We start from the raw sequence: 13,121 nt of genomic DNA on the forward strand, positions 1-13,121 counted from the left end.
GAAGCTGGTCCGACACCCACATGATCATGGTGTTTGCTTCATCGCTCTCTTTGCCGGAACAATCGGTGATGACTTTCCGGTATGCTGCAAAATCAAGGAGTAGATTTTGTTCCTCGTTTAACAGATCGCCCGGGGTCCAGACCACGATACGGGGGTCTTTTCTCTGGGAAAGCAGCTTCATGACAGCGGGTTGAGGGACCGGATCGGTGCTGATAACGATGGAGAAGTCCTGATCGGTCTCTTCTGTCTGTATCGGCAGGAGTGGCTGGGAATTGGCAATCATCCGCTGAAGGTCAACCATCTCCTTTCGGCCCACGATCTTCCGGTTCTTCCAGGTAAGTTCCAGGGGAGCAGATCCTTTTTTCTGGAGAAGGCCCTCTTCCGTTGGTACAGAATAGGGAGCAATATCCCGGAAGATGGAACAAACGTCATGAGAGAGATCATAGGTTCCTTTCCGGGTCTTGATAGGCCAGCGATCGAGCGCAAGCAGGTGCAGCCAGGCATCCTTCTGCATCATCTCGTTCGTCTCTGCCTCGTTCCGGGCTTTCTTCCAGATATCGACCGGCTTGATATCGGTCGTCTCCGGGATGAACCGGAATCTCGGCTGCCCGTCATCATCTGCACTTTCGGCGATCTGAGGGAACTCCTTGGCAAGATTGACTGCGAGGGTTTCGTAGTGCTGGACATTCTCAAGCATCGTTGCATCGGTGGAGACTTCGCTCATAACACTGTTGGCGAGCTCATCGGGAGTCAGTCCACGGCTTACACTTCTCCGTGCTATGAAATGCAGGAACAAGACCTGGAGCACGTTGACGGCCCGATCCCGGTGGACTTTTAATGCCCCTTTTGTTTTCTCATCGATACCCCGTTTGCAGGAGAGGTAGATCTTGTATTCCACCTCCCGTTTTGTCCGGATTGCTGCAATCCCCGCATGGGTCCCGCTCGGATCTTCTTCGTATTCTATTGCCTCGTCAAAGAAATCCCATAACCGGATGATCTCGGTCCGGTCCTGTTTGATTCCCTGTCTCAGGGTCTGGTGCATGAAATGGATGGCGGACCGTGTCGTCGTCAGCTCATAGGTGATATCCCTGAGGACTTCCAGTGCCGGTTTATGGAACGGGAAGAACCGCTTGAACTCGTCTTCCCCGATACTGTTCGGCCAGGAAAAGCCGCGTTTATAGTAATTATAATACCCGGTGATCGCCTCGGGTTTGGTGATCTCCCGGACCCTTGAAAGGACGATCGAGTAGTAGTCTTTCTCTTCCTGCAGGAGCAGAACAAGTTTTAACCGGTCGTCCGCAATGATATTTTTTACACCGGCCATCTTGCTCTCGATTGCCTGTTGTGCAGCGCAGACTGTCCAGACGGGGAGGTTCTCGACTTTTGCCAGCCGGTTCGAGAGCACGACAAGCGTCTTTTCATCATCACTACGAAGATTCTCATCCCGGTTTTTCATAAAGATGGAGACTTCATCGAGCAGGATCAGGACCCCGCTGTAACCCTCTGCAACGATGGCTTTGACCATGTGTTTGAGTACTTCTTCGGTCTCGGCCTCGATCTCGGGGCGGACACCGAGATACTCATGATAAAACCGCCAGAGTTTATCCCCGCAGCTCTTCTTGTATTCCGGCGTCTTGTTCTCGCGGATGACATTAATGAAGTCGTCGATATCCTCGAACTCGTCATCTTCGAAATATTTGGGGTCTTTTAAGAATTTTTTCAGGTCGGTGCGATAACGATCCAGATCTCTGCTGATGAACCGGTCCGCAAGCAGTTCAACGGGATAGAGAGAGATGTTTTTCCCGGTCTCTTTCTGGAGCTGGTTTTTTGCGGCATCGAGAATATAATCGGTGAGAGCCCTCCCTTTTGTATCATACCCGACCGTTCCGCCACCAACGCCGACAAGGGTCTGGGAGATAACGAAGATCCCTTTGTTCTTCCCGGTACTCTTCTCTTTCAAACCGTTCTCCCAGAACTGGTAGAGCGATTCACGTTTTCCCCGCTTGGCCTTCTCCTCTTTTTTCCGGATCTTTTCCCATGCATCCTCAGAACCCAGCGCAAGGGATGCGAGGAAACAGAGAAGATGCGATTTACCCGATCCGAATTCTGCCTGTATCCAGTAGCCCTGCCCGATTGACGCAGCTCCTCGCTCGGGTTTGTGAGGGGCGGCCATAAGACGGAAGATATCATTCAGGAACGGTCGGACGGGATCGATCTGAAATTCATCAATCGTTCGAAGTTCAGGTTTCCGTTCCTTGATTGCAGCGACATCATTCCCGTTTTCCCAGATGTGTTTCTCAAGAACATAGACGGATATAATCGATTCCGGGATCTGGCAGATATCTCCCAGTTTTTCTCGTACTGTCGTAATATCGGTCTGCATAATTATTGCTCCACGACATAGTTTTGTTTCATGATTTCAGCTCCCACAGATGGTCTTCCGCAACGAGATTTGAAGGAAGGATTTTCTCTTTTTGACCAGGGAATTTTTTCTGATATTCCGGATAGAGGTAGATTACTCCTCCCTTTCTCACAGCAGGCAACAGCAGAATGATTCGTTTATCGTCGGTCGCAAGCGTCCGGAATGGATTGAGATCAATCCCATAGGCAAACAATAGTTCAAGATCACTGAATACAACCAGTTTGTTTGCGGTGAGCGTCCTTCTGACAAATGCATTGAATTCTTCTTCAATACTTTTCCGTGTCGGTTCCGGCCGTTTGGCTTCATCCGTCACAATCCGGTGAAATTCCTCATCGGAGAATTGATTGAGGATGCTCGATGAGACCGATATTGGTTGAGGAAACCGGAGGTTATCTTCATAGGTCGCTTTTTGCAGCTGCTCCGTGAATCGTTCCAGATCCGGATAGGATCCCATCACTCCGTACAGATGGCGCCCTATCGGGATCGATAATTTTTTCCGGAGCGTTTCAATAATTTCAATATCGTTCATCATTGGACTCCGGAAAGATGTGAGACAAGTTCTGAAGGGGAGTACTTTGTTGTGAACTGACGGATCGTATCGATCTCCGATACGCGGGTGATCAGCCCCATGTTCCTTAATTCATACAGTGAAGGGACAAGACTGTCTTCTGTCCAGAACATCGATTTCAGATAGGGATTTTTCTCCAGGGATTCGATCGGATACACCCCGGGCTTGGGATATTCACAATGGAGTATGTAGGCAAATGACGGGATGAGTGGCTGCCTGACCGTAAGAGTGATTTTTTTTGCATCCGCCGCAGCAATTTTTGCCCCATTCAATGCCTCGATAATTGCTATCGACCAGTCTTTTATTCCCTTGATTGAAGGGTAACGTTCGTTCAGGTACCGGGTTACGTGAATACGCTGAAGTGTTCCCGCACCTGTCATGGGGAGAAGCAGATCGGAAATAATCTGGATCATAATCGGTTCGGCTTTGCAGAACCGGTAAAAGGCAACATCATTCAGTACCTGATTGTTCGGATATTTCCGGGCAAATTCAAGAAGGGAGTTGTCGATAGATCCATCCGGAAACATTCTTCGGATGATATAGAGTGAATACCGTTTCCGACTGCTAGATGAACCATACTTGAGGTTATCCAACAAATATTGCCGGAGGTCTTCCAGATTTTCGAAATCAGGCAGTGTCGGAAGAACCTGGATTGTGTCCTTGAGAAGGGCTTTTGAGAAAAAGAGCGATTCCTTCTGATATGTTCGCAGTTTTTCAGCGACACCGGGTACTTGAGGTGGCATCTGTTCCTGTGACTCTTCGTAAAGGCGTTGTTGAGCATCGGGACGGGTTTCCTGAATTGGTTGTTTCGGGTCCTGAACTATCTGATATTTTTTAATGTGTGCCGCGAGTTTGAGGAGAGCTGCTGTATTCTCCTTCAAGCCTTTAATCTTGCAGAGATCATGATAATCCGCATTGAGAACCCCATCGAGGGTCTTGTATTTTTTTAACAGGGTCTTTACCAGGTTCTGCAGATCGCCAATCGGTATTGAATAGGAGAGCAATGTTTCCAGTATTGTCTCATCAGAAAGCTGATTCTCGGGATGAGTGAGAATTTGATTCCTCAGGGATTGTCTGCGTGGAAAAGAAGGCTGTTTTTTCATTATTACCCATCTCACCTTATAGTATCGTATTGCTAGTAAACACTTAAAGGATTTCAGTTTTTATTTAAATAAAGAGCGCGGGATTTTGACAGTCGGTAGATCTGGGTCATGTTAGAAAATGCTCTTACATGAGCGTAAGTTTAAAAAAATAAAACTGAATATTTTTTTGATTTCCGTTACATATCATCGAATACAGTTTTCATGTCAATGGGTGAATTTATAGTTTTGAGTATTTCTTTTACAATCTTTTTGAGGGATTCATTGTCTTCTGCCATTTTTTTGTGTTGTGCTGCAAGTTCTGTGTTTTCTTTTTCAAGTGCTAGTACCTTATTTGTCTGACTATCCACACGGGCAGTTAATTCCTTTCTTACCTCAAAACCATAATCTCCAATTGTAAGCACATTAGCATATTTTTCATACATTTCACGAAGTTGTTGCTCTGTGTAACGACGATATGAAGATGATAAGTATCCCTCATGACCACTCAAATCTTCAACAATATCCTGATGGCATCCCGCGTACTTTAGGGTATTCATAAAATATTTTCTTAAACTGTGTGGGTGTATCGTTGTTCGTCCAGTTCGTTGATCAACGTTGTGTATCCCAGCCCGTTTCAACACCGAGATGAAAGCTGTACGCAGTGTGGATGTTGTTACGGGGAATAATTCATGTCTTTCAGTGCGATATGTCGCACCAATCCGTGGTGACATTTTCACAGCATTTTCCATGTATCTGTCGCGTTCTTTAAGATATTGTTTAAGTGCATCCCCGGTTTCTTCGGTGTAAAATGTTAATCGTCGCTCCTTGTTTTTGGCAACCAGATCTGAAATATAGATTGTTCTCGTTTGCAAATTTATATCATTTATCTGAAGTTTGACCAGCTCCCCGATTCGAATGCCGCTGCTCATCATAATCAAGATGGCCGTCTTTAAACGGACATCCCCGGTATGATTTAAGATAAGTCGCATTGTATCTTGTGTAATCTCATCCTCTCTTGTGACACCTCCCCTTTGTTTTGGCATGTGTTTTTTTAATTCCCTGAGTTCTTTGCTATTTAAAGAATGATCGTAATTTTCTAACCAGATCCGGACACAAGTAACGTTTTGTGAAATACTGTGCGGTGGGCGCTGGATCGAATGAAGGTAATCTTTATACTGCTGAAGATCATTTAGCGGCCGCACATCCCCCTCAAGATACTCCGCTGCGTAATCTTCATACTGCTCCTGTTCGTCTGGGGTGGAATCTTTCCCCTTTCGGACACATCCATATCTCCCATCTAGGAATTGGAATATGCTACTCCGATACCCTAGGCGGGTCATCCGTTCTTTAAAACCGCCCTCTTTTGTAATAACGGTACTTTTTTTGCCATTGCGACCCGTTGTTTCTGTGATGACTTCTTTCCCATTCAAGAAATCTGAAATATATTGCATAGTGTATTTAGGATGTGCGGGGGTATAAATCATTCTTCAAAAACGAATCACAACTGTATTATTTGATATGGACAATACGCTTTTCGATCTCGTCGGTGCGCAGATCTCTTCCTGCCATAAAGTCGTGCAGTATCTCGGGCAGGATGACGGGGACGAGCTCTTCTCCTACTTTCTCAAACCTGTCCACGGGTTCGAATCCCACGAGAATATCCGGCAGTATATGCAGGAACGGGATATCCCTGTCGACGGGAACTTTACGGTTGCCTGTACGATCTACGAGAACCAGAAACTCGCGCATATCACGCCATATGCCGGCGTGACCGAAACCCTGCAGACATTACGCAACCAGGACTTTCCTATGTGCATCGTGACCGATGCCCATTCACGCGATGCCACCCTCAGGATGGAGAGGTCCGGCCTGCTGCCGTTTTTCAGCGGCATGGTTTCGTGGGACATGGCCGGAGCAAAGAAACCCTCTCCCGAGCCGTTTCTCACGGCACTTGGGATGATGCAGGCCGGGCCGGAGGGCGCTGTTTTTATCGGGGATAGCCCCCGCAGGGATATCCAGCCCTGCACGAAGCTTGGCATACGCACGGTGTATGCACGGTATGGGGACCGGTTCTCACCAACCCGGGAATTCCGGGATGCGGATTTTATTATCGATGCAATGGACGAACTTCCTGCAATCCTTGCCGCACTCTGAAGACCGTTGCAAATATGGCTGCATGCACCTGTTCCCGGGCGCGATCGTTATTTTTTTTAGAGAAAATCCCGATTACGGGAAATTTTTCATTGTTTTGACCGAAACTTAAAAAATACGGCGAATGAAATAACAGCTATGTTTGTTCCGTCCAAGATCTTTTTTACCAAAGGTGTTGGTATCCATAAAGATCGTCTTGCGTCGTTTGAGCTTGCATTAAGAAAGGCGGGGATAGAGAAATGCAACCTGGTCTATGTCTCCAGCATATTCCCTCCCAAATGCCGGCAGGCCTCGCGGTCCGAGGGTCTCAAACTGCTCCAGCCAGGGGGCATCACCTACTGTGTCATGGCACGGAACGATACCAATGAACCCAACCGGCTGGTCTCTTCGGCAATAGGTCTCGCACTTCCCAGCGATTCCGAAGAATACGGGTACCTTTCCGAACACCATGCCTATGGCGAAACCGAGAAGAAGACCGGCGAATATGCAGAAGATCTCGCTGCCACCATGCTCGCCACCACCCTCGGTATCGGGTTCGACGTGAACGCGGCATGGTCGGAACGCGAACAGACTTACAAGGCGAGCGGCAAGATCATCAAGACCAAGAACATCTGCCAATCAGCTGAAGGCGATAAAAACGGGCTCTGGACAACGACAATCGCAGTCGCGGTTTTCCTCTGAATATTTTTTTAAACGGGTGTATTTTTTATTGTATCCTCAAGTGACGAAGGATACTTTTCTCTCGCTCTGTTGGATTACAAATGTTAACGCTCCCGAGAGTTTTACCATCCAGGATGTCTGTATAAAATTATCAATTCACTCAGCTTTTCTTACCCTGGCAATCTCCCGGATCTTCTCTGCGAGCGCCCGCACTGCCTCCCTTGCCGGGCTGTCGGCCGGGATCAGGGAGACCGGCGTAGCAGCGAGATCCGCCTTCTCTACGGCCGGGTCATCAGGGATTATTGCAAGCGGGGATTCCTCACCAATATCAATGGGTGCAGATCCGGTTTTGTACTGGTTGAAGATCACATGGATCTTCTCCTTTGGGAGTCCCAGTTGTATAGCAATCCCACGGATGCGGGCAATGGTCCGGAGCCCCCGTGCCCCGGGATCGCTTACGATAAGGAGCATATCCGGAGTCCCGATCGTACCCCGGCTGATATGCTCCATACCTGCCTCAGAATCGATGATGATGAAATGGTAATCGCGTTCCAGCTGAACCATGCACTCGGAGAGCAGATCATTGGCAAAGCAGTAGCACCCGCTGCCCTCCGGCCGGCCCATAGCCACGAGGTCGAACCCTTCTGCCTCCACCAGGGACTGGCGGAACCGGAACCGCACGTAATCGTGACGGTTCATACCGGGCGGTATATGCCGGGTGAAGGCTTCCTCCCGCATGCTCCCGAGGGTCTCGTTCACTGTCACGCCGAGCGCCTCGTGCAGGTTTGCATTCGGGTCCGCATCCACGGCGAGCACCGGTGTTTCACCGAGTTCTATGAAGGATCTTACAAGAAGCGAGCTGAGCGTTGTCTTGCCGGTTCCGCCTTTACCGGAGATGGCAATGGTGAATGGATGTACTGGCATGGTGATCACGTGATTAATGATATGGGACTGGGATAAGTCTGGTTTTTGGACGTTTTCGCGTTTTGCCTTTTTTATTATCCCTGCTTACGGATCCGGTGCGATATCTCCGCCGCCGCGCCCATGATCGCAAGCGAGCCGGCCCGGTCGGCAAACCGGATACCGCAGCTTGGTGTAATGAGCGACTGGGTATCAAAGAGTTTTTCCGGCATCCGTGCCGTGAGCTGGGTCCGGATCGTAAGGTATTTTTCATACAGGGAATCAACGGTCTCCGCAGCGAAGACCTTGTAATCGGCTGGCACGATGCCCCATGCAACTACGCCCCCATGCTCCATGTAGCTGACAACTGAGTCGGCATAGAGAAGAAATTCCTTTGCTGTGGTATAGGCATCCATCGAGATCACCGCGGGATTGAGCCCGATGACAAACTCCCAGTCTGTGTTTGAGCAGCAGTGGATGCCGAGACCTCCTTCTACCATAGAGGAGATATCATCCCACCCGGCCCGGACCGTCTCGCGGTCGACTGGTACGACAGATGAGCCCAGAGATGCAAGGTAGGGCTCGTTGAGGACCACGAGAGTCTCTTTGACACGCGTATGCTCCCGCAGGGTCTGTTCGCACCATCGCGCTTTCAGGGCGATCATCTTGGAGAGCACATCAGCAAGCTGTGCATCGTAGTAGATGGGCCGCTTACTGGTATCCACGACCTGCATGCCGAACGTTACAGGCCCGGTCACCTGGCATTTGAGTACCTGTGCATGGGAAAGGTTCCGGGCCATCATCTCGATGAAGGCGGAAGCATACTCCTTATGGAGGCCGTATGCGGAAAAGTTTCCTTCCACATAGTCCATGTACACTTTCTCCATGGCCGCAGTCTGGTCGCGGGTGCTGTCGAAGAGGAGGCGGTCTTCCCGGATCAGGCGGCCAGGGAGCTGTTCTGAGTCATTGAAGACAATGCTCTCGAGCTGGCTCCGGTCAGGGAGCGTAGGGACATATGGGAATTCCGGGAAGAGCGAGAGGACATCGTCGCAGGCCTGTTTCGGATCGGTATGCGGCAGGGCACCGACACCGGTTGCGAGTGAATGAGGTGAGGAGATCATCTTTGCCATGGCCTTCACTCCTTCCTGATCCGGCAGGTGTCAAGCATCTTCTGCACGCCGGGGAAGAGGGAGAGATCCGTGTGCGGCAGGAACGTGCTCGAAGTGTATTCGTCCATGAATGAACTCTCGGCATTCAGCTCAATGTACGCGATCTTGTAGGCAATCTCATCCAGCGTCTTGCGGGTCCGGCGGTTGATCAGGGCAATATTTGCACCGGACACTGCGCCGTTCCCGATATTTTGTATCTGTTCGATAGGGATCTCCGGGATCAGGCCTATGATCGTGGCGTTCTTCTTGTCCAGGTAGTTACCGAACGCGCCGGCAAAATAGATAGTCGATATCTCGTGGCGCGAGACGCCAGCCTCCTTCATCAGGGTGATGCAGGCGGCATGGACCGAGGCCTTGCTCATGATCAGGTTCTTGATATCGTTCTCCGTGATCACGATGTCCTTGCCGATCTCGGTCTCTTTTGCCCAGACGATTACATACTCCGGGAAGTGGGAATTGCGACGGATACGGGGATTATTGATCCCGGTATTTATCCGCCCGGTCCGGTCGATGACGCATGTGGAGAGGAGTTCGGCAAGCAGGTCGATGAGCCCGGAACCGCAGATGCCCCGTGGCTTGATCCCGTTGATCGTGGAGTATTCAGGGTCCAGGGTCTCCGGATCGATCGTGATCTTCTCGATGGCACCCGGGTTTGCCCGCATGCCATAGAGCACTTCACCGCCTTCCAGTGCCGGCCCGGCGGCACCGGCACACGAGAACATCCACTCCCGGTTGCCCAGCACTACTTCGAAGTTTGTACCGATATCGACCAAAAGCGAGATCTCTTCCCGCTCGCTCATGCCGCATGCCAGTATGTCGGCGATAATATCGCCCCCGATGAAATCGCTGACCGCCGGGAAGACAAAGACGCCCCCGTTCGGGTTGCAGGTGATGCCGATCCGGTGGGCCGCAACGGATAATGCCCTCCGGACGACCGGGACATAGGGTTCAGCGATCATGTATGCCGGATCGATGCCGAGGAGCATATGGGTCATCACCGTGTTGCCGGCCACAACCACTTCATAAATATCCTCACGGTCGATACCTGCCGAATTGGATGCGGTGGTTAATGCCTGGTTGATGCTTTCAGCTGCAAGAGCCTGGAGCTTGGCAATGCCGTTCTTCCTGGCGAAATTTACTCGTGCAAGGATATCTTCCCCGCAGCTGATCTGCTTGTTGTAATTCGAGGCAACACAGACAACCGTTCCCGTGACGAGATCCCAGAGGTAGACGACAATGGTTGTCGACCCGAGGTCAACTGCCGCCCCGTATACGCGTTTGGCCGTGTCATTCTCCTGGAGGTCGAGGAGGCGGTACCCGCCCGGTACCAGGCCGATGGTGCCGGTGACTTTCCATTCACTGTGCCGGAGGATACCGGGAATCTCGCGGAGGACTTCGAGTGGAGCATACATCTTCTCCGCAACCGGCCCTCCGGCCTTCTGGATGCCCCAGAGCAGGCGGGAGAGATCCGGGGAGGGATCGCTGAGGCTGGGGGGCTGGAGCTGGACATAATATTTTTTTACCGAAGGCCGGAAATCGATTTTATTATCAAGCCCTTCTATGAGGATCTTCTGTTCCTGGATCAGCGTGTGCTCGGGAATGACCACATGGATATCACCCTCCACCGTCGTCTCACATGCAAGGCATGCGCCCCGGTCGAGTTCTTCCGGGGTAAAGAACCGTCCGTATTTCTGCCGGTCGAACTCCGTCTTCCCGGACTGGATGAATACCACGCACTTGCCGCATTTCCCCTGTCCGCCGCAGATCACGTTCATGTTCAGTCCGGCCCGCTGGGCCGCATCGAGGATGGTTGTTCCCCGCTCTACCTCGATCTTACGGTAACCGGGAAGAAAGGTTACGGTCCGCATCGGTTATTTCCACTCCTCGTGCAGGTATTCTCCTATCTCGGCAGCATCGCGGGGCCCGACCATGACCTTCCAGCCTGTCGCTTCCTCAATCCTCCCGGAGAGCGGCGATGCATAACCGGGAATGATCAGTTTCCTGTGAGAGACTTCCTCTTCCACGCCGAATTTTTTAATGGAGTCCCTTACCAGCATCTCGCTCAGTTTCCCGGCTGCCACCGCGGTCAGTACGGAAAGCCCTTCCGTATCCACGATCAGCATGTAGCAGGGGACCCGGGTCGACTCGAGGTATCCCTGGAGCGTGAAGAACGTGAGCGAGAAGTTCACGGTCATCAGTACCGGCGCATTTTTATCCGGTGTGCCGACACGGTACAGCCCCGGGTTCATCTGGATTGGTTTCTGGGGGTCGGTGTAGATATTCTGACGGAGGGTCAGTGCAGCTTTCGTCGGTCCCGGAGTAAGCGGGTTTGTAACGATCACAGAGGCATACTTTACAATGCCCAGGGCGGTGGCTGCTTCCTGCCGGCCTGTCTTTGCTGCATCAAGGTAGACCGGGTACCCGAGGTCGGGTGCGGTCCGGGTGATGGCAAGTTGTCGTATCGCAGTGGATCGTATAATGAAATCACCAAGAGTTACCGGCGCAAGATCCATGACAAGATTCTGTCTGCCTTCCGCATTGCAGGCTTTGGCAAGGTTTACGAGCCCTTCCAGGCTGTCAGATCGTATGACCAGCGGGCAGCCGTGCTGTTTTGCCAGGGCACACATCTCCCGGAGATTCGTGTCCGTTGCCGCATGCAGGAGAGGGCGGTAGGAACCGCAGTGGACAAGAGCAGCAGCGAGTGATGCCGGGCTCTCTGCAATCAGGACCAGCGGGAGATCGGCTGCATCCTCTACTGCCCTGACTGCCAGGGCAAAGGTCTCTGCCGAGCCGCTGGTATTCTCAATGGCGATTCCATTGAACCGGAGATCCGATCCGACCCGGGTGAATATCTCATCCCGCACCCGTACGGTTGCCGCAGTAATCTCGTCAGGAGTCTGCGTGTCATATACTTTGAACAGGATGCCCGGCGGGTGATAGAAGGTCTTCTCGTGCCGGTACAGCACAAACTCCTCCCCGACTGCAAAGGAGCGCTCGCCAACCCCGATCTTCACCAGGCGGATCGGTGGGCGGGTGGTGGCCCCGAGCACGGATTTTGCCTCGTCGGAGAGATATGGGCAGAGGTCCACGTCAGCTTTCCCGCCAGCCAGTTTCATGGCAAACGTGAGGCATGTCGGGTCACCACATTCCTTGCAGTTCTTCTTGGGCAGCAGCTTGTAGATGTCGAGGGCCTTGAGTGCCATCTCACGCCACCCCCGGCACAGGTGTCCGCTTTTTGAGACCGGCAAAGGCCTCCCGTAAGAGCGGGATTGTCTTTGGGTGCCGGACGCAGATGATCTCGGCCCCGGCAGCTGCTGCGGCAATACCGGTGGTAAACTCCCACTGGACCGCCATCTCGTCCTGCACTGCGGGACCTGCTTCCCGGACTTCCTTGATGGTAAGGGAATCGGTGGCCGAGCAGATCATCGGCATCGCGAGGTCGGTGTCGCCCTTGAGCGCTGAGAACCGGATCCGCTCCATTGCCGAGAAGGAGTACTCGAACCCGTACCCGAGTGCCCCGGTATAAGGATCGATCAGGATGTGGTCACGCGGGACGCCGATCTCGCGCAGGAGGATGTTGAGTTGTTTTGCCAGGTTGATATCGATCGGTGACTGGGCAATGATCGAATGATCATATGCAAGAACGGCAGCGGCAATGCTGCGGTACCGGCCGGCTTCCGCAGTGCCAAGGAGGAGTTTCTCGCCCTGTGCAGTCTCACCACACTTCTGGAAGACCTCGCTGTCGATCTTCGGCTCATTGCTCCCCTCGATGATCAGGGGGAGGCCCGATGCCGAGAGGACCGTCTCTACCGTTTTTCCGACAGAGACAATATCGGAGAAATTCCGCTGCCGGGTGCTGGTCAGGTACAGGCGGATGATGTCAGCACCGTACGTAGTATCCGCAGTTTTTGCCCATTCACCGACATTGTTGACCAGGTCCCCGCAGTAGTTCCTGACGATCGGCGACCAGAAGGCCGGACTGTCACAGACCTCGAATGCGATGAGCGGGGCAGGCGAAGTATTCTCCTTTTCCAGGAACGGGAGAGTGGTGCCCCCGCCAAGCCGGTACGAGATTCTCCGTGTCCCGCCATCTGCTCCGGTAGCCCCGAGCACCAGGTTCCCGATCGCCTGGGTCCAGCCAAAATCAACATCGAATGCCATGGTACACC

At 52.1% G+C, this 13,121-nt stretch carries 11 protein-coding genes; 2 read left to right on the forward strand and 9 right to left on the reverse strand.

Annotation, left to right across the window (positions count from 1 at the left end; genetic code table 11):
- The 4 genes from WBL42_RS05590 to WBL42_RS05605 form a co-directional block, all read right to left on the reverse strand.
- Positions 1–2,383: hypothetical protein (locus WBL42_RS05590; RefSeq protein ID WP_424720282.1), on the reverse strand; the 2,383-nt coding region annotated here is incomplete at its 3' end.
- A gap of 28 nt (positions 2,384–2,411) precedes the next feature.
- Positions 2,412–2,954: a hypothetical protein gene (locus tag WBL42_RS05595; RefSeq protein WP_424720283.1), complete on the reverse strand. Its 543-nt coding sequence runs from the start codon at positions 2,952–2,954 to the stop codon at positions 2,412–2,414.
- Positions 2,951–3,994 (reverse strand): hypothetical protein, encoded by a 1,044-nt coding sequence (locus WBL42_RS05600; protein WP_424720284.1) that lies wholly within the window; start codon positions 3,992–3,994, stop codon positions 2,951–2,953. The genes WBL42_RS05595 and WBL42_RS05600 overlap by 4 nt, the downstream gene beginning before the upstream one ends.
- Positions 3,995–4,269: 275 nt before the next feature.
- Positions 4,270–5,523 carry a tyrosine-type recombinase/integrase gene (locus tag WBL42_RS05605; protein ID WP_424720285.1) on the reverse strand — a complete coding sequence of 418 codons (1,254 nt, stop codon included), beginning with the start codon at positions 5,521–5,523 and terminating at the stop codon, positions 4,270–4,272.
- Between the two features lie 46 nt (positions 5,524–5,569).
- On the opposite strand from WBL42_RS05605, the gene WBL42_RS05610 reads away from it, so the two are divergent.
- Entirely contained in the window at positions 5,570–6,226 is a 657-nt protein-coding gene (locus WBL42_RS05610) for an HAD family hydrolase (protein ID WP_424720312.1), read from the forward strand.
- A 135-nt stretch (positions 6,227–6,361) separates the two neighbouring features.
- The gene (locus WBL42_RS05615) at positions 6,362–6,904 is read left to right on the forward strand and encodes a pyruvoyl-dependent arginine decarboxylase (RefSeq protein WP_424720286.1); all 543 of its coding nucleotides are present in this window, start codon (positions 6,362–6,364) and stop codon (positions 6,902–6,904) included.
- 135 nt (positions 6,905–7,039) lie between these two features.
- Here the strand turns inward: WBL42_RS05615 and WBL42_RS05620 are convergent, their stop codons facing one another.
- The 5 genes from WBL42_RS05620 to WBL42_RS05640 all read right to left on the reverse strand — a co-directional run bounded on the left by WBL42_RS05620 (position 7,040) and on the right by WBL42_RS05640 (position 13,113).
- On the reverse strand, positions 7,040–7,807 hold the full coding sequence (locus tag WBL42_RS05620) for an AAA family ATPase (RefSeq protein WP_424720287.1): 768 nt from the start codon (positions 7,805–7,807) through the stop codon (positions 7,040–7,042).
- A 74-nt stretch (positions 7,808–7,881) separates the two neighbouring features.
- Positions 7,882–8,913: a hypothetical protein gene (locus WBL42_RS05625; RefSeq protein WP_424720288.1), complete on the reverse strand. Its 1,032-nt coding sequence runs from the start codon at positions 8,911–8,913 to the stop codon at positions 7,882–7,884.
- A 5-nt stretch (positions 8,914–8,918) separates the two neighbouring features.
- Entirely contained in the window at positions 8,919–10,820 is a 1,902-nt protein-coding gene (locus WBL42_RS05630; RefSeq protein ID WP_424720289.1) for an ASKHA domain-containing protein, read from the reverse strand.
- A gap of 3 nt (positions 10,821–10,823) precedes the next feature.
- Complete coding sequence (acsC, locus tag WBL42_RS05635) at positions 10,824–12,155, reverse strand: acetyl-CoA decarbonylase/synthase complex subunit gamma (protein WP_424720290.1); 1,332 nt, start codon at positions 12,153–12,155, stop codon at positions 10,824–10,826.
- Position 12,156: 1 nt separating this feature from the next.
- A complete protein-coding gene (locus WBL42_RS05640) occupies positions 12,157–13,113 on the reverse strand; it encodes an acetyl-CoA decarbonylase/synthase complex subunit delta (protein ID WP_424720291.1) in 957 nt (318 codons plus the stop codon).
- Between the last annotated feature and the right edge of the window lie 8 nt (positions 13,114–13,121).

Origin of the sequence: Methanoregula sp., from assembly GCF_049686655.1 — an archaeon.
GTDB lineage: Archaea > Halobacteriota > Methanomicrobia > Methanomicrobiales > Methanospirillaceae > Methanoregula.